26 protein-coding genes are annotated in these 25,928 nt (G+C 64.3%); 16 read left to right on the forward strand and 10 right to left on the reverse strand.

The window, feature by feature from the left end; genetic code table 11:
* Positions 1-507: 507 nt before the first annotated feature.
* From BRA1417_RS0121530 to BRA1417_RS0121550, 5 genes are read left to right on the forward strand one after another with little or no spacing between them, the layout of a single operon-like run.
* The gene (locus tag BRA1417_RS0121530; protein WP_027517594.1) at positions 508-1,542 is read left to right on the forward strand and encodes a glutamine synthetase beta-grasp domain-containing protein; all 1,035 of its coding nucleotides are present in this window, start codon (positions 508-510) and stop codon (positions 1,540-1,542) included.
* Between the two features lie 34 nt (positions 1,543-1,576).
* Positions 1,577-1,744 (forward strand): hypothetical protein, encoded by a 168-nt coding sequence (locus BRA1417_RS44130; RefSeq protein WP_156948838.1) that lies wholly within the window; start codon positions 1,577-1,579, stop codon positions 1,742-1,744.
* Complete coding sequence (locus BRA1417_RS0121540; protein ID WP_027517595.1) at positions 1,737-2,438, forward strand: GrlR family regulatory protein; 702 nt, start codon at positions 1,737-1,739, stop codon at positions 2,436-2,438. Before BRA1417_RS44130 ends, BRA1417_RS0121540 begins: the two co-directional genes overlap by 8 nt.
* A gap of 18 nt (positions 2,439-2,456) precedes the next feature.
* The gene (locus BRA1417_RS0121545) at positions 2,457-3,140 is read left to right on the forward strand and encodes a substrate-binding domain-containing protein (RefSeq protein ID WP_027517596.1); all 684 of its coding nucleotides are present in this window, start codon (positions 2,457-2,459) and stop codon (positions 3,138-3,140) included.
* A gap of 32 nt (positions 3,141-3,172) precedes the next feature.
* Positions 3,173-3,994, forward strand: coding sequence for a tetratricopeptide repeat protein (locus tag BRA1417_RS0121550; protein ID WP_027517597.1), 822 nt, complete (start codon positions 3,173-3,175; stop codon positions 3,992-3,994).
* Positions 3,995-4,081: 87 nt separating this feature from the next.
* Here the strand turns inward: BRA1417_RS0121550 and BRA1417_RS44135 are convergent, their stop codons facing one another.
* On the reverse strand, positions 4,082-4,270 hold the full coding sequence (locus BRA1417_RS44135) for a hypothetical protein (RefSeq protein ID WP_156948840.1): 189 nt from the start codon (positions 4,268-4,270) through the stop codon (positions 4,082-4,084).
* A 121-nt stretch (positions 4,271-4,391) separates the two neighbouring features.
* On the opposite strand from BRA1417_RS44135, the gene BRA1417_RS0121555 reads away from it, so the two are divergent.
* Complete coding sequence (locus BRA1417_RS0121555; protein ID WP_027517598.1) at positions 4,392-5,096, forward strand: GrlR family regulatory protein; 705 nt, start codon at positions 4,392-4,394, stop codon at positions 5,094-5,096.
* A gap of 158 nt (positions 5,097-5,254) precedes the next feature.
* Here BRA1417_RS0121555 and BRA1417_RS0121560 read toward each other — a convergent pair whose 3' ends face one another.
* The gene (locus tag BRA1417_RS0121560) at positions 5,255-6,040 is read right to left on the reverse strand and encodes an IclR family transcriptional regulator C-terminal domain-containing protein (protein ID WP_035968706.1); all 786 of its coding nucleotides are present in this window, start codon (positions 6,038-6,040) and stop codon (positions 5,255-5,257) included.
* A 114-nt stretch (positions 6,041-6,154) separates the two neighbouring features.
* Between BRA1417_RS0121560 and BRA1417_RS0121565 the strand changes: the two genes are divergently transcribed.
* The 5 genes from BRA1417_RS0121565 to BRA1417_RS0121585 are packed head-to-tail and all read left to right on the forward strand — an operon-like array spanning position 6,155 to position 11,927.
* On the forward strand, positions 6,155-7,372 hold the full coding sequence (locus BRA1417_RS0121565; protein WP_027517600.1) for an ABC transporter substrate-binding protein: 1,218 nt from the start codon (positions 6,155-6,157) through the stop codon (positions 7,370-7,372).
* Between the two features lie 47 nt (positions 7,373-7,419).
* Positions 7,420-8,370 (forward strand): 3-carboxyethylcatechol 2,3-dioxygenase, encoded by a 951-nt coding sequence (locus BRA1417_RS0121570; RefSeq protein WP_027517601.1) that lies wholly within the window; start codon positions 7,420-7,422, stop codon positions 8,368-8,370.
* A 45-nt stretch (positions 8,371-8,415) separates the two neighbouring features.
* Positions 8,416-10,227: an FAD-dependent monooxygenase gene (locus tag BRA1417_RS40650; RefSeq protein ID WP_035968708.1), complete on the forward strand. Its 1,812-nt coding sequence runs from the start codon at positions 8,416-8,418 to the stop codon at positions 10,225-10,227.
* Between the two features lie 24 nt (positions 10,228-10,251).
* Complete coding sequence (locus BRA1417_RS0121580) at positions 10,252-11,133, forward strand: alpha/beta fold hydrolase (protein WP_027517602.1); 882 nt, start codon at positions 10,252-10,254, stop codon at positions 11,131-11,133.
* 11 nt (positions 11,134-11,144) lie between these two features.
* Positions 11,145-11,927: a 2-keto-4-pentenoate hydratase gene (locus BRA1417_RS0121585; protein ID WP_027517603.1), complete on the forward strand. Its 783-nt coding sequence runs from the start codon at positions 11,145-11,147 to the stop codon at positions 11,925-11,927.
* Positions 11,928-11,984: 57 nt separating this feature from the next.
* Here BRA1417_RS0121585 and BRA1417_RS0121590 read toward each other — a convergent pair whose 3' ends face one another.
* From BRA1417_RS0121590 to BRA1417_RS0121600, 3 genes are read right to left on the reverse strand one after another with little or no spacing between them, the layout of a single operon-like run.
* On the reverse strand, positions 11,985-12,602 hold the full coding sequence (locus tag BRA1417_RS0121590; protein ID WP_027517604.1) for a hypothetical protein: 618 nt from the start codon (positions 12,600-12,602) through the stop codon (positions 11,985-11,987).
* Between the two features lie 8 nt (positions 12,603-12,610).
* Positions 12,611-13,135 carry a (2Fe-2S)-binding protein gene (locus tag BRA1417_RS0121595; RefSeq protein WP_027517605.1) on the reverse strand — a complete coding sequence of 175 codons (525 nt, stop codon included), beginning with the start codon at positions 13,133-13,135 and terminating at the stop codon, positions 12,611-12,613.
* The gene (locus tag BRA1417_RS0121600) at positions 13,132-15,903 is read right to left on the reverse strand and encodes a xanthine dehydrogenase family protein molybdopterin-binding subunit (RefSeq protein WP_027517606.1); all 2,772 of its coding nucleotides are present in this window, start codon (positions 15,901-15,903) and stop codon (positions 13,132-13,134) included. The genes BRA1417_RS0121595 and BRA1417_RS0121600 overlap by 4 nt, the downstream gene beginning before the upstream one ends.
* Positions 15,904-16,138: 235 nt before the next feature.
* Between BRA1417_RS0121600 and BRA1417_RS0121605 the strand changes: the two genes are divergently transcribed.
* The gene (locus BRA1417_RS0121605) at positions 16,139-17,746 is read left to right on the forward strand and encodes a multicopper oxidase family protein (protein ID WP_027517607.1); all 1,608 of its coding nucleotides are present in this window, start codon (positions 16,139-16,141) and stop codon (positions 17,744-17,746) included.
* 121 nt (positions 17,747-17,867) lie between these two features.
* A complete protein-coding gene (locus tag BRA1417_RS0121610) occupies positions 17,868-19,490 on the forward strand; it encodes an ABC-F family ATP-binding cassette domain-containing protein (RefSeq protein ID WP_018456346.1) in 1,623 nt (540 codons plus the stop codon).
* Here BRA1417_RS0121610 and BRA1417_RS0121615 read toward each other — a convergent pair.
* The gene (locus tag BRA1417_RS0121615) at positions 19,487-20,482 is read right to left on the reverse strand and encodes a glycerophosphodiester phosphodiesterase family protein (RefSeq protein WP_027517608.1); all 996 of its coding nucleotides are present in this window, start codon (positions 20,480-20,482) and stop codon (positions 19,487-19,489) included. The genes BRA1417_RS0121610 and BRA1417_RS0121615 overlap by 4 nt on opposite strands.
* A gap of 149 nt (positions 20,483-20,631) precedes the next feature.
* Here BRA1417_RS0121615 and BRA1417_RS0121620 point away from each other — a divergent pair, with 149 nt between their 5' ends.
* Complete coding sequence (locus tag BRA1417_RS0121620; protein ID WP_027517609.1) at positions 20,632-21,525, forward strand: MBL fold metallo-hydrolase; 894 nt, start codon at positions 20,632-20,634, stop codon at positions 21,523-21,525.
* Here BRA1417_RS0121620 and BRA1417_RS0121625 read toward each other — a convergent pair.
* Together BRA1417_RS0121625 and BRA1417_RS0121630 are read right to left on the reverse strand one after the other, a co-directional pair.
* Positions 21,522-22,574 (reverse strand): type II asparaginase, encoded by a 1,053-nt coding sequence (locus BRA1417_RS0121625; RefSeq protein ID WP_051448491.1) that lies wholly within the window; start codon positions 22,572-22,574, stop codon positions 21,522-21,524. The genes BRA1417_RS0121620 and BRA1417_RS0121625 overlap by 4 nt on opposite strands.
* Positions 22,575-22,860: 286 nt before the next feature.
* Positions 22,861-23,109 (reverse strand): hypothetical protein, encoded by a 249-nt coding sequence (locus BRA1417_RS0121630; protein WP_035968710.1) that lies wholly within the window; start codon positions 23,107-23,109, stop codon positions 22,861-22,863.
* Between the two features lie 203 nt (positions 23,110-23,312).
* On the opposite strand from BRA1417_RS0121630, the gene BRA1417_RS0121635 reads away from it, so the two are divergent.
* Complete coding sequence (locus tag BRA1417_RS0121635) at positions 23,313-23,783, forward strand: cupin domain-containing protein (protein ID WP_027517612.1); 471 nt, start codon at positions 23,313-23,315, stop codon at positions 23,781-23,783.
* Positions 23,784-23,797: 14 nt separating this feature from the next.
* Here BRA1417_RS0121635 and BRA1417_RS0121640 read toward each other — a convergent pair whose 3' ends face one another.
* On the reverse strand, positions 23,798-24,361 hold the full coding sequence (locus tag BRA1417_RS0121640) for a TetR/AcrR family transcriptional regulator (RefSeq protein ID WP_027517613.1): 564 nt from the start codon (positions 24,359-24,361) through the stop codon (positions 23,798-23,800).
* Positions 24,362-24,462: 101 nt separating this feature from the next.
* On the opposite strand from BRA1417_RS0121640, the gene BRA1417_RS0121645 reads away from it, so the two are divergent.
* A complete protein-coding gene (locus BRA1417_RS0121645; RefSeq protein ID WP_027517614.1) occupies positions 24,463-24,834 on the forward strand; it encodes a nuclear transport factor 2 family protein in 372 nt (123 codons plus the stop codon).
* A gap of 46 nt (positions 24,835-24,880) precedes the next feature.
* On the opposite strand, the gene BRA1417_RS0121650 is transcribed toward BRA1417_RS0121645, so the two are convergent.
* A complete protein-coding gene (locus BRA1417_RS0121650; RefSeq protein WP_027517615.1) occupies positions 24,881-25,843 on the reverse strand; it encodes an alpha/beta hydrolase in 963 nt (320 codons plus the stop codon).
* Between the last annotated feature and the right edge of the window lie 85 nt (positions 25,844-25,928).

The following is a 25,928-nucleotide window of genomic DNA, read 5'->3' on the forward strand; positions in this document are numbered from 1 at the left end:
CCTCCATGGTGCGCCCGACTCGTTGGCTTGTGGTTACTGGAATCCCCATATCGGCCGTGCATTCCGAAATGCAAAGTGCTGAAAAGGAAATCAGCCTCGGCCTATTTTGTAGGCAGACTACTTTCTGCTTCCTCTAAGGCAGCGCTCGGGTGGCTAACGCGTGGGCCGTTGCGAAGGTTGCGGGCGCCGGGCGCAGACTTGGCGAATATTGCCGGACGTTGATGCGCGTTTAGCCGGCAACCTCCGGCCCGGGCCTGCCTGCTCCAGAATCGGGCGATTTCCGCGGGATTTTGCGGTGCAGCTTCACGCAAAGGTGCGCCGCTATGACGCACGGCGCAATCGACGATCCGCCGGGAGGGAGAGGAGGCCGGCGGCGGTGGAAAACCTCCCGCGCTGCGGCCTTTTGGCACGTTAAATGCTTGGAAAGGGTCGGCCGATGTTGGCCGGGTAAACAATCGTGCGGGGGCCTGCGGCCCCCACCTTTCGCATCATCTACAGAGAGGCTCAATGACCAAGTATAAGCTCGAGTACATCTGGCTCGACGGATATACGCCGACTCCGAACTTGCGCGGCAAAACTCAGATCAAGGAATTCGCGTCGTTCCCGACGCTCGAGCAGCTTCCGCTCTGGGGCTTCGATGGCTCCTCCACCCAGCAGGCTGAAGGCCACAGCTCCGATTGCGTGCTGAAGCCGGTCGCGGTGTTCCCGGATGGCGCCCGCACCAACGGCGTGCTCGTGATGTGCGAAGTCATGATGCCCGACGGCAAGACCCCGCACTCGACCAACAAGCGCGCCACCATCCTCGATGATTCCGGCGCCTGGTTCGGCTTCGAACAGGAATACTTCTTCTACAAGGACGGCCGTCCGCTCGGCTTCCCGGCCTCCGGCTATCCGGCCCCGCAGGGTCCGTATTACACCGGCGTCGGCTACTCGAACGTCGGCGACGTCGCCCGCAAGATCGTCGAAGAGCATCTCGACCTCTGCCTGGCTGCCGGCATCAACCATGAAGGCATCAACGCGGAAGTCGCGAAGGGCCAGTGGGAATTCCAGATCTTCGGCAAGGGCTCCAAGAAGGCCGCTGACGAAATGTGGATGGCCCGCTACCTGATGCTGCGCCTGACCGAGAAGTACGGCATCGACATCGAGTTCCACTGCAAGCCGCTCGGCGACACCGACTGGAACGGCTCCGGCATGCACGCCAACTTCTCGACCGAGTACATGCGTACGGTCGGCGGCAAGGAGTACTTCGAGGCGCTGATGGCCGCCTTTGACAAGAACCTGATGGACCACATCGCCGTCTACGGCCCGGACAACGACAAGCGTCTGACCGGCAAGCACGAGACCGCGCCCTGGAACAAGTTCAGCTACGGCATTGCCGATCGCGGTGCTTCCATCCGCGTGCCGCACTCCTTCGTCAACAACGGTTACAAGGGCTATTTGGAAGACCGTCGTCCGAACTCGCAGGGCGACCCATACCAGATCGCTTCGCAGATCCTGAAGACGATCGCCTCCGTGCCGGCCGACAAGAAGGCCGCCGCCTAGGATCCTCCCGGCCCGGGCTGGGGGCTGGCCCGGGTTGGACTTCGATCCGCCGAAGCCGAAAGGCTTCGGCGGATTTTTCATTCCGATGACAGCGGCAGCGGAAGACCCCTCGGACATCATGGCGCGAAACTTGTCCATCGCCGCCGAAAGCGGGATAGAGTACGGCTGGATGCGCGCAGGGCCGGGGACGGCTGGTGTTTGAAGGCTTCTACAAGACGAGATTTCAGCTCGGCGACGCGGTCGGCCGGAGCGTGATGCATGCCGGCAACGGCAAGATGCTCGGCGGCAATTCGGCCTTCGCTCATATCGGCACCTACGCCAAGACCGAAGGCGGCGTCGACATCGTGATCAACACCGTCCGCCACAATCCCGATCCGAACTATCGCGCCATGGCGGGCACGGACGATGCGACCTTGCTCGCCAAGGGCTGGGCCGACGGCGATCTCTATCGCTTCAAGGGCGAGCTCAAGGAGCTGCCCGGCGTACCCTTTCAGTCGTTGATGACGCCCATCACCGAGGACGAGATGCCGATCGCCGGCGGCGTCGGCGAGGCCGGCATCGCCGACGGGCTCTACTCGGTGCATCTGCGCATGCTCGACGGCGTCGACGGCGGTCTCACCGGCGTGATGCTGCTCAACAAGGGCCGCATCCTCGGCGGCGATGCATCGTTCTACTATCTCGGCAGCTACACCGCTGCCAACGGACGCTGGAAGGGCCAGATCCTCAACCAGGAGCACACGCCGGCCAAGGACGATCCGATCTTCGGCGGCCACGAGGTCGGCATCGGCTTCTCCGGCACTTATGACGCCGAGGAGGCGGTGCTGGAGGCAACGGCGCTTGCCGGCAAGCGCAGCCTGCGCCTGACCGCCGCGCTCAAGCTGATGCACCGCGCCTGATCGCCACGGGAATCGCTGATGGAAACAATTCGCATGCTTTCGACGCTCGGCCTGATGGGCGCGATGCGCAGCCTGTCCTCCGCGTACGAGACCGCGACCGGCGTCCACATCGACGCCGACTTTGCGCCGACCCTGGCGCTGCTCAAACGGTTGCGCGACGGCGAGGCCGCCGATCTCGTGATCCTCACCCGCGAAGGGCTCGACGAGATGATTGGCGAGGGCCGCGTCGTCTCAGGGAACGCAGCCGATCTCGCGCGCTCCTTCGTCGGCATCGCGGTGCGGGCAGGGCAAGCACATCCCGACATCGCCACGGAATCCGCGCTGCGCAACACGCTACTGGCGGCGCGGTCCGTCGCCTATTCGCGGCTGGGCGCGAGCGGGGTCTATTTCGCCCGGTTGATCGCGCAGATGGGAATCGCGGCAGAGATCAACGCGAAGGCCACCATCGTCGAGCAGGGCTTTACCGCGGAGCGGCTCGTGAGCGGCGAGGCTGACCTCGCCGTGCAGCAGATCAGCGAGCTGAAGCAGGTCGAGGGCATCGAGGTGATCGGACCGATTCCGCATGATCTGCAAACGCCGGCCGTGTTCTCCGCCGGCCGGATGGCCAACGCCGAGCACGCCGACGCCGCGGATCGGCTGCTGCGCTATCTGGCATCGCACGAGGTCGTCCCCGTGCTGCGCCAATCGGGACTCGAGCCTTGAATTTGCCGGGACCGCGACGCAACGTGGTGCCCATGCGGACTTTCCTCCTTGCGATCCTTCTCACGCTTGCGGCGCCGTTGCCGGCGCATGCGCAATCGGCCGATCTCGTCCTGTGCGACCGCGTCGCCGCCGATCCCAGCGATCCCGACAAGCCGGCCGATATGAAGGGCGTGACGGAGATTGCGGCCTCCGACGTTGCGACCGCCATCAGATTCTGCAAGCAGGCGGCACCGTCGTCGCGGCGCGCGATGTTCGCGCTCGGCCGCGCCTATGCGGCCAATCGGCAGACGGCGGACGCGATGGCTGCCTGGCGCAAGGCCGCCGACAAGGGATCGAGTGCGGCAATGGTCGAGCTCGGTGTGGCCTACGGCACCGGCGCCGGCGTCGCCAGGGATGAAGCGCAGGCGCGGAAATTGTTCGAGAAGGCGGCACAGGCCGGCAATCCCCGCGGCATCAGCAATCTCGCCGCGCTCGGTGGCACCGGCGGTGCTGCGCCGGCCGATCCCGCACAGGCGCGCGCATTGCTCGGCAAGGCCGCCGAGACCAATGCCGAGGCGCAGTACCAGCTCGGCATGATGCTCTCCGAAGGCACGGGCGGGGCAAAGGACGACGCCGCGGCGCGTGCGCTGTTCGAGAAGGCTGCCGCGCAAAACCATCCCGGCGCGCTGGAGCGGATGGGCGCCTTCGCGCAGGAAGGCCGCGGTGGGCCAAAGGACAAGGACGCCGCGAAATCCTACTACGAGCGCGCCGCAGCGCTCGGCGACGAGGATGCCAAGCAGGCGCTGGAGCGGCTGCGCTGTCCCTATGCGATCAAGGACAAGCAGGGCAAGCTCGTCACCACGCTGTGCTTCTAAAGCGCGATGAATGCGCTTTGGAATTATTTGTGAGCATGATCCTTTCGGACAACCGCTGCGCACTTTTCCGGATCATGCTGTAGCTCCTCAGCCGGCGGGTTCGCAGCCGGTTTCGGTGAGCGCGTAAGGGCCGCTCGCGACCGGCCAAACAAAAAAGTGGAAAAACAACCCATGCACAGTAGCCAAGTGGTTGAAATCACAGGCCTGCAAATGGTGTGAAATCGCCACCTGCGGAATTACCGAAATCGCTTGCGCCGTCGGGCAAAACAGGCGCATGATGGCATCATGGCAGGGTGTGGCTTCGCGAATGCCCCTGCGCGAAAAAGCCCGATGGTCTTGGTGCGATGGCGGTGCTAGGTAGCGCGTGCTTTCCTTATGATTTTGCGGGTCAATTGCGTTGCTGGACGGGCTCTACAAGGTTGAATACGGCGTCAACGATGCCTTCGGCCGCAGCATCATGTGCATGCATGACGGCAAGCTGCTGGGCGGCAATTCGGCCTTCGCGCATCTCGGAAGCTATGTCGAGCGCGACGGCGAGATCATCGCCGAAGTCATCACCGAACGGCATAACGACGATCCCAACTACAGGCCTCTGATGGGGGCTGATGTGGCCTCGATCGGCGCGCGCGGCCGGCTCGTCGGCAACCAGATCCGTCTCGCCGGCAGCGCGGACACGATGCCGGGCGCCGGTTTCTGGGCCAATCTCACGCGGCTCGACGACGAGGGGCTGCCGCCGCAGGGCACGATTGGGCCGGGCGGGGTGGTGAACGGGCTCTATGCGATCCACCTGCGCGCGCTCGACGGCGTCGATGCCGGGCTCTCCGGCGTCATGCTGCTGATGGACGGCCGCATCCTCGGCGGAGATGCGTTCTTCTACTATCTCGGCTCCTATTCCTCGGCTGACGGCCGCTGGAAGGGCGAGATCCTCAACCAGGAGCACACGCCGGCGAAAGGCGAGAACCCCGTGTTTGGCGGCTATGAGGTCGGGATCGGCTTCTCCGGCACCTGCACCGCCGAAAGCGGCGAGCTCGAAGGCATCGCACTCGCCGGCAAGCGCAGCCTGCGCTTGGCGGCCTCGCTCAAGCTGATGCGAAGGGCGTGAAGGTGCGGGTACACATAAGGTTGCGAGTATCTGCTTCTCACGCGCGAAACACGGCAATGAACATTGATTCCCGCGCTTTTTGACGTTCGGCCGCAGATCCTTCGCCACTCCTCGAAGTGGCGTCCTTTTCATTCGCGCGCAACACGTAGGCGGCTGCGTCAAGAGACTTTTCCGCGCGCCTTGTTTGCCGTGGACCACCGCCGCTCGATTTCCTTCACCGCCGCCCGCATGTTGGGCAGATACTTTTTGGCGGCGGCCTCCGGCGTCATCGACGACGAGAAGAAAATCAGATTCAGGCTGCCGAGGACGGGGCCGCCCCCCGGAATGGCCAGCGCGATCGCGCTGATGCCCGCCTCCGATCCACCGACGGACGAGGCGTAACCGTCCTTTTTCGTCTGTGAGAGAATGTCCTCGATGAAACGACGGTCCTTCGCCAAAGCCGCGTCCTCCTCAACGAGTGATGCGGTGAGGTCCAGCATCTCTCGTCGCAGAGCAGGCGCGGAGGCAGCCAGGATGGCTTTTCCAAGAGCGCTGCGCACCAAGGATCTCCTCCGTCCGACCATGGACCGATGAACGGAGAACGGACTGAAGGGATGTGTGCTTTCCCGAATAAGTACCGACCCGAGTTCGAACACTCCGAAGTCGCTTGGCCAGGAGACGCCATCCAGTAGGCCGAACATCGCGGGCAGTGCCGCCTGGCTCGATAGATCCCGTGAAGACACGCCTTCGCTCAAGGTGCGTACTTGGGACGTCAAGCCGAACAAGGCATTCGTCTCGTTAAAGGTCACGTAGCCATCTTCGCGCAGCGTATCGAGCAGACGATAGCAGGTGGTACGGTTGAGTCCTGTCCGCTTTGCGAGCTGTACGACGTTGGATGGGCCGCTTGCATTGAGCTCGTTGATCAGCGCCAAGCCACGGGAAAGTGCCCTTACGCTGCGGTGCATGATCCCTCCAGACGTGTTCGCACTGCGAACATTTCATAGACTCAGATGGAATCCTAGTTCAATCGGCGGCAATCCATCCCGGCACGCCCAAAAGGGCGGCGACGGGAGGAAACGATGGTTCATTCAAGCTTTTATTTGTCTGCGGCCGTGTGCTTGGCTCTCGCGGCCCCTGCGGCGGCGCAAACCGCCGGCGGCCCTCCGACTCTCAGCGGAGGTAAGGTCAAGGTCGGTGTCCTGACCGACATTGCCGGTCCGACGGCCATGGCGAACGGCAAGGGCTCGGTGATCGCGGCTGAAATGGCCGCCGAGGACTTCGGCGCCGGCCTCAACGTCGAGGTGATCTCGGCCGACCATCAGGGCAAGCCCGACATCGGATCCCAGATTGCCGCACGCTGGTTCGACGTCGAGGGCGTGGACGTGGTCGCCGATATGCAGGGATCACCGATCGGCTTCGCCGTGCAGAACATGGCGGCGCAAAAGAGCAAGATCATGCTGTTGTCCGGTTCGACCTCCTCGGACTTCAACGGCAAGGCCTGCTCGCCGCTAACGGTCCAGTGGACGGTCGACACCTACAACCTCGCGAAAGGCGCCGCCAAGTCCGTGATCGAAGCCGGCGGAACGAAATGGTATTTCCTCACGGTGGATCAGGCGTACGGCAACGCCTTGACGCGCGATACGTCCGAGCAGGTCAAGCTCAACGGCGGGCAGGTGGTCGGCAACTCGGTGTTCCCGCCGAACACATCCGACTTCGCGTCGTTCCTTCTCACCGCGTCCAACGCCGGCGCCAACGTGATCGCGATCGCGGCGGCGAGCGGCGATACGGTGACCGCGATGAAGCAGGCGGATGAATTCGGTCTGAGCTCAACGGCCAAGATCGTTCCGCTTCAATCGGTGCTGACGGACGTCTACGCGGTAGGTCAGAAGATCGCGCATGATGCCTACGAGGTGTCGCCGTTCTACTGGGACCGGACGCCCGAAACGCGCGCCTGGGCCGAACGCTTCTTCGCCAAAGCCAAGATCATGCCGACCGGATTCCACGCGGGCGTCTACTCCTCGGTCGCGCACTACCTGAAGGCCGTCAAGGCCACGGGTACCGACGACGCCCCGACGGTCATGAAGCAGATGGAGAAGGAACACGTGCACGACTTCTTCGCGGCCGACGGCTACATCCGTGCCGACCGCAAGATGATCCACGACATGTACCTGCTCCGGGTCAAGAAGCCCGGCGAAAACAAGGGTGCCTGGGATCTCTACAACGTCATTCAGACGCTGCCCGGTGAGTCCGTCAACCGCCCGCTATCCGAAAGTCCGTGCCCGCTGGTGAAGAAGTAGCCGCCAGCCATCGATCGACCATCCAACTCGGCGCAAGGAATCCGAACATGTCAGTCGCCATCGTCTGCGCTTCTCACACGCCTCTGATGTACAAGGGACCGGCCAGCAACGAAACCGAGCAACGCGTCCGAACCGCGTTCGGACGGCTCGGGACCTTCGTGAAGGAGTTCGCACCCGACTACATCATCCAGTTCGCTCCCGATCACTTCAACGGCTTCTTCTACGACCTGATGCCCTCGTTCTGTGTCGGTGCCGGCGCAGTCTCCCTGGGCGACTGGGGAGGCGGGACGGGACCGCTGGATGTTCCGGAGAAGACGGCGCTCGAGCTCATCGACCATGTGCGAGCCGAGGATTTCGACGTGGCGGTTTCGTATCGCATGCCGGTCGATCACGGCTTCGTCCAGTTGTGGGAGGCGATGCTCGGGGACTTCAAGTCGATCCCGATCCTGCCGATCTTCGTCAACGCCGCGGCGCCGCCCGTTCCGACTTACCGCCGCGCCCGGCAAATCGGTGAATCGGTAGGGCGGTTCGCTGCGCGTTCCGGCAAGCGAGTCTTGTTTGCCGCGTCGGGCGGACTCTCGCACGATCCGCCGCTGCCATCGATCAAGGACGCGCCGCCGGAGATCCGGGAGCGGCTGATCAATGGACGAAATCCGACCGCGGAAGCCAAGCAAGCCCGCGAGAAGCGGGTGCTCGAGGCGGGCGTTCTCGCAGAAGCGGGAGAGGGGCCGTGCCAGCCGCTCAATCCGGATTGGGATGCGCAGTTCATGGAGATCCTGCGGAGCGGCCAGATCTGGCGTGCCGACGCGCTCGACACCGACAAGGTCCGCGAAGTTGCGGGACGCGGTGCCAACGAGGTGCTCGCATGGGTCGCCGCCTTCGGCGCCTTCTCGACCGGGGGCCGCTTCAAGATGGAGCAGGAATTCTATGAGGCCATTCCGGGCTGGATCGCCGGCATGGCGATGATGGCGGCCAAACAGGCTGAAAGCGCTCACTGATCACGAAAACACCGCGCGAATGCGGAAGCATCGCGGAGCAGGCAAATGGCATACGAAACAGACGTGCTCATCATCGGCGCCGGGCCAACGGGCTCGACGACCGCTCTGGCGCTCGGCAATTGCGGCGTTCGCAGTCACATCGTGTCGCGCGGCAACTGGATGGCAGACAGCCCGCGGGCCCACATCACCAACCAGCGCGCCAATGAGGTCTTCCGCGATCTCGGGATCGCGGACGACGTCGCCAGGTACGCGAGCCCCTGGGAGCTGATGGGCGACACGACCTTCACGACAAGCCTGGCCGGCTCCGAGCTGATCCGGATGCGGACATGGGGGACCGGAGACGATCGCCGCGGCGATTACCTGCGTGCCAGTCCGTGCGGAATGGTCGATATCATCCAGCCACTGCTCGAGCCCATCCTGTTCCAGAAGGCGGCCGAGAAGGGTGCGACCTTCGCATTCAACACCGAGTATGTCCGTCATGAGCAGGATGCGGACGGCGTAACGGCGACGCTGCGAGATCGCCTGGATGGGCGTGAGTACACCATTCGCGCACGCTACATGGTCGGCGCGGACGGCGCTCGATCCATGGTGGTGGACCATCTCGGGCTTCCGATCGAAGGCCAGATGGCGCGCGCCGGCACCGTCTACACCATCTTCAACGCAGATCTGTCCAGGTACAGCAAACATCGGCCGAGCATCCTGAACTGGATCGTCACTCCGGACGCGAGCTTCGGGGAGATTGGCATGGGGCTGCTGCGGGCCGTGCATCCGTGGACGCAGTGGATCGCCGGTTGGGGCTTCGATATCAGCAAGGGCGAGCCGGACCTCGCGCCGGAAGCGATCATTCCGAAGATCAAGGTGCTGATCGGCGACCCTTCGGTCGACATCGACATCGTGAGAACCTCGATCTGGTACGTCAACCAGGCCTACGTGACCCAGTATTCGAAGGGTAGGGTGTTCTGCGGCGGCGACGCGGTCCACCGGCATCCGCCGTCGAGCGGGCTCGGCAACAACACATGCGTACAGGACAGTCACAACCTCGGTTGGAAGCTTGCGTACGCCGTGAAGGGTTGGGCCGGTCCGAAGCTTCTGGAAAGCTACTCGCAGGAGCGGGCGCCGGTCGGAAAGCAGATCGTGCTGCGCGCCAACCAGTCCCGGCTCGACTATGCCCCGCTGAACGCATGCTTCCGCGTGCCGGGCGCCGAGAATCCGGTCGCCGCCGGCATCGCGCGTTTTCGCGATCCGGGCCCGGATGGCGTCGCGGCCCGGAAGGCGGCGCAGGCCGCGCTTGATCTCAAGCAGACGGAATTCAATGCCCAGGGTACCGAGATGAACCAGCGGTACGTATCCTCGGCCGTGATTCCCGACGTCGGCGGCGAGCCAGAGCAATGGCGGCGAGATCGCGGCCTCTACAATCAGCCAACGTCGCGCCCGGGTGCCAAGATCCCGCATGCGTGGCTCGTCGATCGCGACGGCTTGCGGGTGTCGACCCTCGACGTGACGGGTAAGGGCCTCTTTACCGTCGTGACGGGCCTCGTTGGCGTCGCATGGAAGGAAGCGGCACTGCGCCTTGACCTCCCGTTTCTCCGGGTCGTCGTGACGGGCTCGCCCGAAGCGCAGGACCTCTATTGCGAGTGGCAGCGCATTCGCGAGATCGAGGAAGCTGGAGTTCTTCTTGTTCGCCCCGATGGTGTGGTCGCCTGGCGCGACATGGAGGGGACTTCGGACCCCGGAGAAGCCGTGGACCGGCTGACCGCTGCGATACGGAGGGTCCTCGATGTTTCGGACCTTTCGGCGATCCCGCGCGAGAAGCCGCAGCCGCCATCGAAGCCCAGCGGCACCCCGCTCTTCGCCTGACACACAAACCAACGAGATCGAGTCATGAGCGACACAAGACCAGCGAACTTCTCCAGCGTCTGGGCCGACCTGCGGGGCGTGTCCTTCAAGCAGCACTTCATCGAGGCCGGCGGAATCCGGACCCGCTGCATCGAGTCGGGCGACCCGTCCAAGCCGCTCGTCCTGGCGCTGCACGGCGTCGGGGGCCATGCAGAGGCATATTCGAGGAATTTCGGCCCTCATGCCGATAGCTTCTGGTTCGTTGCCATCGACATGCTGGGACACGGTTGGACCGACAAGCCCGCGATCGACTACCAGGTCAAGGACTACGCCGGCCACGTGCTTGCTGTCCTCAAGACCCTCGATAGGGACAAGGCGATGATCAGCGGTGAATCGCTGGGTGGATGGGTCGCGACCTATCTCGCCGTACATCGTCCCGCCGTGGTGGAGAAACTGGTCCTCAACACCGCCGGCGGTTGGACCGCGCACCCGCAGGTGATGGAACGACTGAAGAAGCTGTCGAACGAGGCTGCTTCCGATCCCGCATGGGAGCGGATCAAGACACGCCTCGAATTCCTGATGTGCGACAAGAGCATGGTCTCGGACGATCTCATCGAGACCCGTCGTGCGATCTACGCGCAGCCGGGATTCGCCGACACGATGAAGCGGATCATGTGTCTGCAGGACATGGAAATCCGCCGACCGAACATGATCACCGCCGACCAGTACCGGTCGATCAAGGCTCCGACCATGGTCGTGTGGACCTCGCATGATCCGACCGCCACGCCGGAGGAAGGCAAGCAGATCGCGGACATGATTCCGGGTTCGAAATTCGTCGTCATGAACCGCTGCGGCCACTGGCCTCAGTTCGAGGACGCGGAGCAGTTCAATCGCCTCCACATCGAATTCCTCCGGACCGGCAAGTAAGGATCGTTGACATGAACCAGCAAACCAAGCACGGCGAACTCGCCGCCCGGATCCGCGCGGCTTACGCCGGCACCCCGATCGCGCCTATCCGGACGCAACTTGCCGAGCTTGACGTCGATACGGCCTATGCCATCCAGCAGGAGAACACTGCGCACTGGGAAAAGGAGGGGCGGCGCGTTGTCGGAAGCAAGATCGGATTGACCTCCCGTGCGGTCCAGAAGCAGCTCGGCGTCGATCGCCCCGACTTCGGCGTACTCTTCGCCGACATGATCGTGGGAGAAGACGAGCCTGTCGCCGCGGTACGCGTCCTGCAGCCGAAGATCGAGGCGGAAGTAGCCTTCTTAGTCGACCGCGATATCGAGATCGAAACGCCGACCGTGGCCGACGTCGTGCGGGCAGTGGCCTATGCGATGCCCGCCCTCGAGATCGTCGGCAGCCGTATCAACAATTGGGATATCGGGATCGTCGATACCGTCGCCGACAACGCTTCGTCCGGGCTCTTCGTTCTTGGAGGGCCCGTCCGGCGGCTGGATGGCTTGGACCTCCGCGCCCTCCAGATGCAGATGACGAGGAAGGACGAGGTCGTCTCGAAGGGGACGGGCGCCGCCTGCCTCGGCAATCCGCTTAACGCGATGGCCTGGCTCGCCGGCGAGCTGGCGCGTCGCAAGCGGCCACTGCGTGCCGGCGACGTCGTTCTCTCTGGAGCGCTTGGACCGATGGTGCCCGTGGATCCGGGCGACGCATTCGAGGCCAACATTGCCGGGCTCGGGACCGTTTCGGCACGATTCGCCTAGCCGCACGAGCCGTATGCGTGGTGAACTCCTCGGGTGGCGGCGGTGCAGTCGACGTCGTCAAGGCGCCGGACACGCCGCTCCGGTCTTCACCCACGCCTCCACCAGCGCGCCGGCCTGCGCTTGCGTGCCCGGCACGGGCGAGCGGCCGAAGCCGGGCTTCCAGGCCCAGCCGACGAGGGTGTCCTTGCCGATATGGTCGATCAGGTCTTCCACCTTGCGCCCGCCATTGCGCGCGGGATCCCTGATCTGCTCGCAGATCTCGCCGACGGATTTGCCTTCCCATGCCATCTCGCGCGGGGCGAGATGCCATTCGGGATGGCCGGGCATGCGGCCGGGCTCGAAATTGGCCTTCTGGTGGCAGCTGTTGCAGCGCATCGCCTCGAGGCCGTGGCCGTCAGCGCCGCGCGTGACCGGCGGCTGATGCAGGCGGGCATTGTCGCCCTGGTGCGGCCTGTCGCCGGCCGGATGACAATTGGTGCAGCGCGGATGCGTCAGCACCTTGCCGAGCTCGGTGAAGATTGCGGCCGAACGCTTCTCTGTGTCGCCGATCGAAGCAAAGCTCTCGGGCGCGGCGAGGGCGTGGCTTGCCGTCTCCGACGCCGCGTAGCCCGCACTGAGACTGCCGGCGAGGGCGGCGACCACGGCAATCATCTTGAACCGCACGTCGGGGATCATGATGCGTGTCACTTGGTGGCCATGAGGTAGCGCTTCGAGTCGGCGAGGATCACGTCGCGTACCGCCTCGTGATATTTGATGTAGCCGGTGCAGCGACAGAGATGACCGTCGAGCGCATCCGCGATGGTCTGCTCCAGTGCTTCGCGCGCGACCGGTGCCCGCGACAGGCGCTCCAGCAAGACCTGACCCTCATTGAGGAAGCCGGCGGTGCAATAGCCGCACTGAAAGGCGAAATGCGCGATGAAGGCCTTTTGCAGGGTCGAGAGCTCGCCGTCCCTCGAGTGCCCCTCGACGGTGCGGATCGACTTGCCGTCGAAATTCACCGCGGGCGCGACGCAGGTCGGGCTGGTGGTGCTGGTGCCGTCGGGGGCGTCGACGATGACGGCGCAGCTCAGGCATTGCGCGGCGCCGCAGCCGAACTTGGTGCCGGTCATGCCCAGCATCTCGCGCAGAAAATCGTTCATCGAGAGATCATCGCGGACGTCCATCGGGCCGTGCTTCTGGCCGTTGATGGCGAGGCTGAGGGTCGTCACGCGAGCACTCCCTTCAATAGGCTTGCGGTGACCGGCAGCGCGCGGAAGCGATGGCCGGTAGCGTCGTGGATGGCGTTGATCAGCGCCGGCACGATCGGGATCATCACGACCTCCGCCATGCCCTTCGGCGCTTCGTCTGCCGTTTGCGGCTTCAGCATCTCGATCTCGAGATCGCGGAGCGGCAGGTCGGAGCCGCGTGCGACCAGATAGCGCCCGAGATTCCATTCGCCGTTGCCGGGACCGCCCTCGAACGGCGGCAGGGTTTCGAGCAGCGCGTAACCGACGCCCATGGCGAAGCCGCCCTGGGCCTGGCCCATCACCACCTCGGGCACCAGCGCGGTGCCGCATTCGAACACGCTGTAGGCCTTGGCGATGCGCAAGCTCCCGGTTGCGCGCTCGATCTCGACGCGAACGACCGTGCCGCACATCGAGGTGTAGGCGGTGCCGATCCGGTTGTTGTCGGTCGGCGGAAACTTGACGCTGGTGCGGTTGATCCGCTCGAACTTGCCGTTGCCTTTGCGGATCGCCAGCGCGTCGATGTCGGCGCGGTATTGCTCGCCGGACAGCGGGAAGCGGGCCCGCGACCACGCCCAGCGCGAGAAGCTGTGCGCAACCGCACCGGTGACGAAGCCGCGCGCGTGAGCCGTCGCCGCAAGCGCAGGGAGGCCGAGTGGTTCGAGGCCGGGCATGGTGAGCTGGCCGTTCTGCCAGCTTGCGGCGGCCCATTGTCCCGCGCGCGGATCGGTCTTTGCGATGCGCCACAGCTCGAGCGCCGCGGGCCACAGGCCGAAGCGGAAAATCACGCGGGCGGCTTCCGCGGCGGAATGCGTGCCGACATGGGCGCCGATCGAGGAGCTCGTTGGCGAGCTGATCGCGGGCACCCAGCGCGGATTTTTCTCCGCGGCATTCTGGGTCTTCTGGTCCATGGTGGAGGGATCGCCCGATGTGATCAGCCCGAGCACGTCATAGCTGTCGACGCGGGCGACCGAGACCTCGTCGGCGATGGCGCCGAGATGGCCGGCGACCCGGTTGGCCAGCGCCGTCCCGACGCCGTTGCCCATCTCGACATGATCGCAGAAGATCACGATCTTGCCGTCAGGTCCAAGCTCGACACGGCCGAGCGAGCCGTCCGCCCCGGAGCCATAGTCTTTCGTGACGCAGGCAACGCCGGTGCCGACCAGCCGATCCGAGGATGTCTGCTTGAACTGCGCCCGCTGCTGCCAGATCGGGTGCTGCTCGAGCTTGTCGAGGATTTCGGGCGTGCGCACCGAGACGATGTAAGGATTGCCCGTCATGGTCCGACCGTTCTGCGGCAGCGCATTGCGCCGCCGGAATTCGATCGGATCGCGCTTGAGCTCGGAGGCGGCTTCGTCGATCAGGACCTCCAGCGCCGTCATGGCTTGCAGGATGCCGTAGCCCCGCATCGAGCCCGCGCTCACGCCGCGCGAGTGCACCGCGACGGTCCTGACGTCGACCTTCGGAATGTCGTAGATGCCGATGGCGCCGGTGGCTGCGACGACGGCGACGCTCGCCGAGAAATGGGCGAGCCCGCCGCCATCGAGCACGTGATCGGCGGCGAACCCCTTGATCTTGCCGGTCGCGCGATCGATGCCGATGCGCGAGCGCATCTTGATCGCGTGGCGTTTGATGCCGGCCTGAAACTGCTGGTAGCGGTCATGCGCCAGCCGCACCGGCTTGCCGGGAAAGCAGACCGCCGCGAGCGCAACATAGAGAATGAAGGGCGTGTGATCGCGGCCACCAAAGCCGCCGCCGACATGGGCGAACTGCGCGTTGATATGCGCCGGCTTGTAGGGCGCGCGGGCCTTGGCCAAGAGGTGCGCGATCGACTCCGCCGCCTCGTAGGGCGACTGCACGCCAAGCAGCAGTTCGAGATTGCCGCCCTTGCCGTCGTACCAGGCGAGCCCGCATTCCGGCTCCAGGAACATCGGGTCGACCGATTGCGTCTCGAACTCGCGGTCGAGCACCAGCATGGAGGCGTCATCCGCTGCAAGCTCCGCGCGGATCTGCTCGCCATGTTTCGCCGCCTTGGCGTAATCCGCCGGCATGTCCTTCGCGAGCGGCGACCACACCGGCAGCGCCGCGCTTTGCACCTTCTTGGGCGAGACCCAGCCGGCCTGGAGCGGCGAATAGACATCCGGCTTGTCAGGCGAGGGACCTGCCACGCGGGTGAAGCGAAAGGCCCCGTAATCGGGCACGATCACAGGCCCGGTCTCCTCGCCGAATTGGACGAACGTGCCGTCGCGCAGCGCCAGACGCGCCTGATCGAAGGCGTCGAATTTTTCGAAGATCAAAATCGCGACCGGCTGCCCGAGATAAAGCGGCGTCTTGCCGATCGGACAGAACAGGTCGCCCGCATAGAATTCCGGCACCTGCGTCCCGATCCGATCGAGATCGGCGGCTGTCACCACCACCGACGGCTTGAGCGCGCCGCCGAGGCGGGCGAGGTCGAGTCCGGTATAGACATGCGTGGCGTCGTTGGCGCGGACCAGGATGGCGTGCGAGGTGGCCTGCGGCCAGCCCGCCAGATCGTTGGCCCGGAAGTCGGAGGCGTAAAGTTTCGCACCGGTGACCTTGGCGACGCCGTCGACACGGCCGGCGCCCGTTGTCGCGGGATTGAACTTGCCGCGTCCGGGCAGCGTCTCGTGCGCTGCGAAGGGCACGCCCGCCGCGGACGCCAGATGTGACAGGCTGACCGAGATGCCTCCCGCCGACAACCACTTCACGAACTCACGTCGCGAAGGCCCCATGATCATATCCTTGTACAGAGTTTCGAGAACATCGGGATGCGGCCAGCATGCGATGTCCGGAGGGCATAGGCGAGCGCCGGCGCGAATCCGTCACGATGCATCATGCAACGATAGAACGGGTGAGGAGGTTTACAACCGATGAATGTAGTGCGCTTGCGCTTCGAATTGTGGTTTCGTGCTTGCTTTAAAATCGAATCGAACGGAAGACGGTCCGGCAACAGGGGGCGCAATTCAAATGCAGCAGGATTCGAACGGTGCGTCTTCAGTCACCGGCACCATGGGCACGACGACATTGTCGCGCCGTCAATTGCTGGATTGCGGTCTCAAAGCCGGCGCGTTGTCGCTGTTCGCAGGTGCCGCAAATGCCCAACACACCGTGCACGACCATGCGGGCACGTCCCACACCGCGGACATGTCGCCGAGCATGGGGATGGTCGCTGAAACGCCCGTTCCCGCCATGGACCAAGCGCTGGTCGAGCCCGAGGTGCGGCGGTCCGTCAATGGCGTGCTGAGCACGACCATTCGCGTCGGCTATGCCTATCGCCAGATCGGCGGCGTCAGGCTCTATGTCAGATCCTATGAAGGCGGCAGCCCCGGCCCGACCTTGCGCATGAAGCCCGGCGATACCCTGCGCATCAAGATGATCAACGATCTGCCGCCGAACCGCGATGGATTGCCGGCCGACATCAGCCATCCGCACCAGTTCAACAACACCAATTTCCATTTCCACGGCGCCCATACCAGCCCGAGCGGGATTTCCGACAACGTCATGCGCTCGATGGCGCCGGGCCGCAGCTACAACATCGAAATCACCCTGCCGGCGGATCACACCAAGGGCACCTATTGGTATCACCCGCATCACCACGGCAGCGCCGACATTCAGATGTCCTCCGGCATGGTCGGCGCTGTCGTCATCGAGGGCGATTTCGCCGAAATTCCAGAGATCGCGACCGCCCGCGAACGGCTCATGGTGCTGACCCAAGTGGTCTATGATGCCAATGGCATGGTCGAGAATTTCGAGACACTGTTTCCCGAGACCGCGACGCGTTTTCTCGCCATCAACGGCCAGCGCCGGCCTATGATCGAGATGCGGCCCGGCGAGGTGCAGCGCTGGCGCATCCTCAATGCCGCCTATCAGGACGACATGCTGCTCGACCTGGAGAAGCACGACCTCCAAGCGATCGCCTATGACGGCATCCAGCTCGGCGCCATGCAGCCGCTCAAGCAGGTCCTGATCGCGCCCGGCCAGCGCGCGGACATTCTGGTGAAGGCAGGCGGCCCCGGCACCTACGCCTTCAACGCGGCGCAGTACGACCAGGGCCATCCTTCGCCAGTGGGACCGCTGGCGCGGGTCGTGGTGTCAGGCGCGCCCATGGACATGAAGCTGCCGCGGGCCCTGCCGCCGGCGCCGCTCGCGACCATCAAGGATTCCGAGATCACCAACCGCCGCAAGGTGGTGCTGTCGGCCACCGCGCCGGAGGCGGATGCCGCCGGCCATTGGCAGGAATTCGAGTTCTTCGTCGACGGCAAGAAGTTCGATCCTGGCCGCATAGATCAGCGGGTCAAGTTGGGCGCGGTCGAGGAGTGGACCATCGTCAACACACATGAGCATGACGACCACGTGTTCCACATCCATACCAACCCGTTCCAGGTGATCTCGGCCAACGGCAAGGCGCTGGCGGTGCCGGAATGGCGGGATTCCGTGATCGTGGAGCGCAAGGGCGGGCAGGTCGTGTTCCGCTCGCGCTTCATCGATTTCACCGGTGTCTACATGCTCCATTGCCACATGATGAACCATGAGGAGATGGGCATGATGCAGACCGTGGAGGTCTACAAGGCCTAAGCTGCGGCTCGAATTGCGCGGATTTGGCGGCGGGCAGGGCTGATCCGGGCTTGGCCGGGCTTCCCCTGGCGGCCCGCATGGCCTATTGACGCTGCAACGCAACAATCCCCCAAAAAGACCCATGATCCGCCTCGACAACGTCAGCAAGCAAGCCGGCCACCAGATCCTGTTCATCGAAGCGTCCGCCGCCCTCAACAAGGGCGAGAAGATCGGGCTCGTCGGCCCGAACGGCGCCGGCAAGACTACGCTATTCCGGATGATCGCGGGCGAGGAACTGCCCGACGAGGGGCAGGTCTCGACCGATCGCGGCATCACCATCGGCTATTTCAACCAGGACGTCGGCGAGATGGCCGGCCGCAGCGCCGTGGCCGAGGTCATGGACGGGGCGGGACCGGTGAGTGCGGTGGCCGCCGAGCTGCGCGAGCTCGAGACGGCGATGGCGGACCCTGATAAGGCCGACCAGATGGACGAGATCATCGCCCGCTACGGGGAGGTGCAGCACGCGTTTGAGGAGCTCGACGGCTACGCGCTCGACGGCCGCGCGCGCGAGGCGCTGTCCGGCCTCGGCTTCAGCCAGGAGATGATGGACGGCGACGTCGGCAAGCTCTCCGGCGGCTGGAAGATGCGCGTGGCGCTCGCCCGCATCCTCTTGATGCGCCCCGACGTCATGCTGCTCGACGAGCCGAGCAACCATCTCGATCTCGAAAGCCTGATCTGGCTGGAGAAGTTCTTGCACGATTACGAAGGCACGCTGCTGATGACCTCGCATGATCGCGAGTTCATCAACCGCGTGATCTCGAAAGTGGTCGAGATCGACTCCGGCTCGCTCACCACCTACGCGGGCAATTACGAGTTCTACGAGCAGCAGCGGGCGCTGAGCGAGAAGCAGCAGCAGGCGCAGTTCGAGCGCCAGCAGGCCATGCTCGCCAAGGAGATCAAGTTCATCGAGCGGTTCAAGGCGCGCGCATCCCATGCGGCGCAAGTGCAGAGCCGGGTGAAGAAGCTCGACAAGATCGAGCGGGTCGAGCCGCCGCGCCGCCGCCAGACGGTGGCATTCGACTTTCCGCCGGCGCCGCGGTCGGGCGAGGACGTCGTTGCGCTCAAGAAGGTGTTCAAGGGCTACGGCAGCAAGCGGATCTATGACGGGCTCGATTTCATGATCCGCCGCAGGGAGCGCTGGTGCGTGATGGGCGTCAACGGCGCGGGAAAGTCGACGCTGCTCAAGCTCGTCGCTGGCGCAAGCGAGCCGGACGAGGGCACGGTTGCGGTCGGCGGCAGCGTCAAGATGGGTTATTTCGCCCAGCATGCGATGGATTTGCTCGACGGCGAGCAGACGGTGTTCGAGTCCCTCGAATATGCGTTTCCGACCGCCGGGCAGGGCTCCCTGCGCGCGCTCGCAGGCTGCTTCGGCTTCTCCGGCGACGACGTCGAGAAGCGCTGCCGCGTGCTGTCAGGCGGCGAGAAGGCGCGCCTGGTGATGGCCAAGATGCTGTTCGATCCCCCGAACTTTCTGGTGCTGGACGAGCCGACCAACCATCTCGATCTCGCCACCAAGGAGATGCTGATCGCGGCGCTGTCGGATTTCGAGGGCACCATGCTGTTCGTCTCGCATGACCGGCATTTTCTCAGCGTCCTGTCGAACCGCGTGCTGGAGTTGACGCCCGAGGGCATCCACCAGTTTGGCGGCGGCTACACCGAATATGTCGCGCGCACGGGGCAGGAAGCGCCGGGATTGCGGAGCTAGTTCTTGCTCTTTTCCTTGCCCTTGCCCGCGATCGTGGCGATTGCCTCGATCTCGTTGGTCCAGATCCCGCCGGAATAGCCTTGCGGGAGCCGGGCAAAGAGCTCGGGCGTATCGATGCCGGTGGAGAACTCGCCTCCACTGTAGGGACCGAGCACGAACACTGCGCTGTTCGCGCCCTCCATGCGCGCGAGGAAGCGGTCAGGCCAGCCCCATAGAAAGGGCGCGATATTGATCGGCACCAGCACCATCGCGTTCCGACAGGCTGCCGGCACCAGGCCGGTCCAGCCGTAGCCGATATTGCCGATCAGGCAGCTTCGGATTGCCGCGCGCGAGATCGTGCGAACTTCCGGGGTAAGGCGACGGATCATGTCGATGGGCTCGTCGCCGCCATAAACCATGATCGTCCGGCGGCGCTCGGCCGGCAGCGCGTTCAACACCGTGGCAAGTTTCTCGCCTTCGTGCCCGTCGCGGCTCTTCACGTTGATGAGCAGTTTTCTGTCAGGGAAGGCGGCGAACACCTCCGACAATGTCGGCATCATCCCGATGCCCTTGCCGCGAAACGGAAACGTCTTGCCGCCGTCGGCGGTGTAACCATAGCCGATGTCGAGCAGCTTCAGCCTCGCCATGCTTTGCTCGCGCGTCACGCCGTGGCCATCAGTGCGGCAATCGAGCGTCCAATCGTGGAAGACGGCGAACTCGCCGTCGGTGGTCGGGTGCACGTCGAGCTCGACCACATCCGCGCCGGCGTCGAAGCTTGCCCGCATCGAACGTATGGTGTTCTCGAGGTAGTCGTGTGTCGGCGGCAGCATTTGTGCGGCGGTGCAGGTGTCGTTCTTTACATCGCGCTCGTCGAAGCGCTGCGCCATGCCGCGATGGGCAAGCAGCACCGGCTTGCCGTCACGACGAGGCGCCAGCAGACTCGTGTTGTTGACGTAGACGCCCAAGGCGACGGCGATCACGGCTGCCGTCGCGACTCTCAGTTTCGTGCCCACCGATTCTCCCCCTATTCCGTAATCACCGTCGGCGGCGTTTGGGGTTGATTTGCGGCAATTGTCACGCAAGCGGACGGCTCTGCGCCTTCCGGCTTGAACGGTCCGATGCCGCCCGGTACGCTGCTTTAAAAAGTGGGAGTGGAACGCGCATGAAGCAGCTGCGGATCGGCGACATCACCATCGATGCGGTGATCGAGCGGGAGGGACCGTGGCGGCGGCCGCAGGATTTTTTCCCGGCCTATGACGAGGGTGTGTTCAAACGGCATCTGCCGACGATGGAGCCGGAGGTGTTCGACGCCGCGCGCGGCATGATGGTCATCACCTATCAGACCTTCGTGGTGCGCACGCCGCGCTACACCATCCTGGTCGATACCTGCACCGGCGAGGACAAGGGCCATCCGCCGCCGTTCGATTTTCCCGGCAAGGAGCGCTGGCGCAATGAGCTGTTCGCGCTCGGCATCTCTTTCGAGCAGATCGACTACGTGTTCTGCACGCATCTGCATATCGACCACACCGGCTGGAATACGACCTTGCGCGACGGCCGTTGGGTGCCGACTTTTCCGAATGCGAAATACGTCTTCCACAAGGGTGAATATGCGGCCTGGGAGGCCGAGCACGCCAAGGGCAGCAACCCGCCCGGCACCGTATTTCGCGACAATTGCCTGCCGATTGTTGAGGCAGGCCAAGCGCTGTTGGTCGATGACGATTACGCGCTCGACAACACCGTCACGCTGACGCCGACGCCGGGGCATTCGCCCTGCCATTGCTGCGTGAACATCTTCTCGAAGGGCCAACGCGCGGTGGTGGCCGGCGACCTCATGCATCACCAGATCCAGTGCCGCGAGCCGGACTGGTCGGCCAAGCCGGATTGGGATGCGAAGCAGTCGGCGATGTCGCGGCGGAAGTTTTTTGCTTCCGTCGCGGACACCGACACGCTGATCCTGCCTGTCCATTTTCCGGCGCCGACGGTCGGGCTGATCAAGCCGCTCGGCGCCGCCTTTGACTATCGTTTCAAGCGGGAGGAGGGCGACCGGACGCTCTAGTAAGTATAGAACATCCGCTGGATTTCCTTCGTGTCGGTCGTCTTGGTCAGCGCCAGCATCAGCAGAATACGCGCCTTTTGCGGGTTGAGCGTATCCGAGACGACGAAGTCATGCTCGTCGTCCTTGGCCTCGCCGTTGCGCGCGACGATGCCGTTTCCGACACGGCTGCTGCGAACGATCACGACGCCCTTCTTGCGGGCCTCGTCGAGGGCCGGCTCGACCGCGGGCCGAGCCAGGCTGCCGTCCCCGACGCCGGCATGCACGATCCCCTTGGCTCCGGCGGCGACGAACGCGTCGATCGCAACCCGGTTCATGTTGGCGTAGCCGTAGACGATGTCGACTTGCGGCAGGACATCGAGGCTGGAGATGTCGAATTCGGAGTCTGCGGTGTGCCGGCGTGTCGATTGCCGATAGAAGTACGGCTTGTTGCCCTGCATGTAGCCGAGAAAGCCGAGTTCCGGCGTGCGGAAGGTGTCCGCCGTCGAGGTGTTGTTCTTGGTCACATCGCGAGCCGCGTTGATCTGATCGTTGAGAGCAACGAGCACGCCCTTGCCGACGGCCTCGTCGCTGCCTGCGAGGATCACCGCATTGAAGAGGTTGATCGGCCCATCCGCGCTGATCGCCGTCGACGGCCGCATCGCGCCGACGACGACGACAGGTTTCTTGCTCTTGACGACGAGGTCCAGGAAATAGCTGGTTTCTTCGATCGTATCGGTCCCGTGCGTGATCACGATCCCGTCGACGTCGTCCTGGGCGAGCAGCGTGTTGACGCGCTTGGCGAGCTTGAGCCAGTAGTCATTGTTCATGTTCTCGCTGGCGATCTGGAAAACCTGCTCACCCTTGACGTTGGCCACGGTTTTCAGTTCGGGGACGGCGTTCAGGAGGGTCTCGATGCCCACCGTGGCTGCGGTGTAACCGACCACGGTGGTGCTGCTCGCTCCGCTGCCGGCGATCGTGCCGCCGGTTGCGAGCACCATGACGTTGGGAAGTCCCGGGCCCCTCGCATGCGCGACGTCAAAACTGATGAGCAACGCGAAGAGCACGCTCATTATCGCCATCGTGTAATCACGCACTCGAAACTGCAACATCTCGACCATCCTTTGCTGGAAGATTCGTTGGTGCGCCCCGGTTCGCTCAGCGCTGCATGTTCCGCTAGCCGAGGCACTCTGTCTAGGGTGGCGACGATTTTGCTCTGCGCGCTCGGCGCGTGCGAGAAGAGGCAAACGGTCTTCGCCTCTGTTATTCAGAGACAAAAACGTGGATGCCCGGGACAAGCCCGGGCATGACGAGTTTGTGGAACCGTTGCTCGCTAACTGAGCACCAAAGTCGCAGCGGTCAGGCGCCCATCTCGCACTTCTTCATAAAGCTGTTCTTGGCGGCGCCGGCGAGCGGCTTGCCCTCGGCGCTGACGGCCTTGGGCGCGCAGGCGTCGGCCTTGCACTTCTTCATGAACGAGGTCTTGGCCGCACCAGCCAGGGCCTTGCCGTCCTTGCCGACGGCCTTGCTTTCGCAGGTGTCCTCCGCGAACGCCGAACCCGCCGCAAACGTGGCAATGATCGCAGCGAGGAAAATCCGCTTCATCATGATTGTCTCCCTAAACCAGAAATGGCGCGCGGATTGGAGCCGGGAATCGTGGCGCAATCAAGCTGCATGAGCGCCTGCCGCCCGGTCTTCCTGGCGATTTTCCGACTGCGGGTACGAAAGGGCTGACAGTCTGCTGCACTGCTCGCTGACCGGGACGGGCGATCCTGCTAGCTTCGGGCGAGTTTAGCCGAGGGAGTACCGTGATGGAGACCCTGATTGCGAACATGCCGGATGCCGCTTCTGACCGGCATTCTCACCTTGTTCGGCCGCAAGAGATGGAATGGCAGAAGACGCGCTTTCCCGGCTGCGAGGCCAAGACGTTGCTGTTCGATCGCAGCAGCGGTCTGATGACGGCCTTGATGCGCTTTGCGCCGGGCTCGGCGCTGCCCGATCACGAGCATGTCGGCGTCGAGCAGAGTTATGTCATCGAGGGCACTCTCGTCGACAACGAGGGACCGGCCAAGGGGATTGCCTGCAAGGCCGGCGAATTCATCTGGCGCGAGGCGGGCAGCCGGCATGCCGCCTGGTGCCCGGAGGGCGCCCTGATCCTGGCGATCTTCCAGGTGCCGAACAAGTTCTTCGAAGCCGACGGCCGCGTCGTCGATGCCGCCGGTCAGGATTGGGACGAGACGTGGGGGCACACCGACGTGCAACGGGCGCGGAGCACGCGATAGGGGCTCTTCGCAGCTCAAGTGCCGTCGTCGATGCTTCTGACGAGCATGGTGACCTGAACGGCGATCAGCCGCCGCATCTCCTTGCCGTTCCTGGCGGTTTCGCGCAGCCCCCGCATGCCGAACACCAGGCATCGCGCCAGCACCTCCGGCTCCTCCGCGATTCCAGCGGCCTTCACCTGATCGCGGATGAGATCGGCGACCAAAGACTGGAAGTTGTCGTAGACCTTTCGGACTGCCGGGAAACGGAGGTCGAACAGATCTGCCGAATCGGGATGCGCCTCGATCAGATCGAAGCCATGCGATCCCCAGGATTTGCAGGCGTGGAGCAGCTTGGCATGGAGGCCGTCGAGACGCGCGATTGCGGTCTTGATGTCGCGATGCTTCTGCTCGTCCATTCTCTGGATCACCGCCGCGAACACGGCATCCTTGTCGGGGAAGAGCAAATAGAGCGCCGGCCGCGACATGTCCGTCTTGGCGGCGATATCGCCCATCGTCGTACGGGCATGGCCGTAGCGGGAGAAGACCTCCGTCGCAGCCTCGATCGCGAGCTCCTCTTTCGAAATGCTGGAACGAGCCATGAGCCTCACCGGGGTCGGAATTGAACCTCGACCATATTGACAAAATATCGATAATTGTCAATTTGACGGAAGTGGCATAAGGCCGTGAGAGGTTCTGCGAGATGAACGATGAAGCGCGACTGAAGACCTGGAACACCTATCAGGCGGCGTGGGGACCCATCGATGAGGACGAGCGGCGTCGGCTGCTCGAGCAAAGCGTGGCCGCGGACTGCGTGTATACCGATCCGGGCTCGCAGATTGAGGGACGTGACGCCTTGATGGCGCGCATCGGTCAAACCCAGCTCAAGTTTCCTGGCGCGTATTTCAGGAATGACAGCTTCCTAGAACACCACGAGCAGGGGCTTTTTCGCTGGACCATGTATGATGGCGCCGGTCGCGTGTTCGTCACGGGTGAGAGTTTCGGCCGCTTCGGCGATGACGGCCGCCTCGTTCAGGCGACGGGCTTCTTCGAGGTGCCCGCAGCCAAAGCCTGATCGCTGGCCGGCGCGGCGGTCGATCCTGTCGCTCCCGATATCGCCCTCAGACGCCGCGCGCGAGAAGCGCCTTGAAGTCCGCGCGTGCGCGCCGCGCTTCGGCTCGCGCCACCTCGGAGGCGTCCCCGAGGCCGAAATAGCCGTGGATCAGGCCTGGGCCTTCATGGTGCTTCACCGGCACACCAGCGGCCTCCAGCGCGCGTGCATAGGCGGCACCTTCGTCGCGCAAGGGATCGAACCAGGCGGTGGTGACGATCGCGGGCGCGACGCCGGCAAGCGAATTCGCGCGCAGCGGCGAAACCCGCCAGTCCGTGGCATGCGAGGGATCGGTGAGATAATGCCCGCAGAACCACTCCATCACGGCGCGCGAGAGGAAGTAGCCTTCGGCATTTTCGGCGCGCGAGGGGAAGCGTGCGTTCTCGCGCGCGTCCGCATAACTCCCGAGCACGTCGGTCACGGGGTAGACCAGGAGTTGCGCAGCGAGCTTGATGCCGGCGTCGCGGCAGGCGATCGCGGTGGTGGCGGCGAGATTGCCGCCGGCGCTGTCGCCGGCAACGCCGAGGCGCTTTGCATCGCCGCCAAATTCCGCGACGCGGCCAAACACGTCGCAGACCGCGGCAAAGGCGTCCTCGAACGCGCCGGGAAAGCGCGTTTCGGGCGGGCGGCGATAGTCGACGGAGATAACGACTGCGCCGGTCTCGATCGCAAGGTTGCGGGCCTGCCGGTCGTGGGTCTCGAGATCGCCCGCGACCCAGCCGCCGCCGTGGAAGAACACCACGGTCGGCGCCGGCGTGGTGCCGACCCGGTAGACACGTGCATCGAGCGGTCCGGCGCCGCCTTTCACCTTGATATCCGCGACGATGTCGACCGGCGGCGGCGGTATGGCCGCGCGCGAGGCAGCCAGTGCGCGCAAGGAATCGCGGGCGCTCTGTGGCGTCATCGTCGTGGCATCGCGCATCGGCAGCAGCGGAATGATCTGGGCGATGACGGGATCGAGCGGTGCGGCCATGTTGGCTTTCATGGGATCCTCACAGGGTTCTTGGTCTTGGTTGCGGGTTAGCATAGTTATTGGGCGCCGCATCGGCAACCGCTCG

This window comes from Bradyrhizobium sp. WSM1417 (assembly GCF_000515415.1).
Taxonomy (GTDB): domain Bacteria; phylum Pseudomonadota; class Alphaproteobacteria; order Rhizobiales; family Xanthobacteraceae; genus Bradyrhizobium.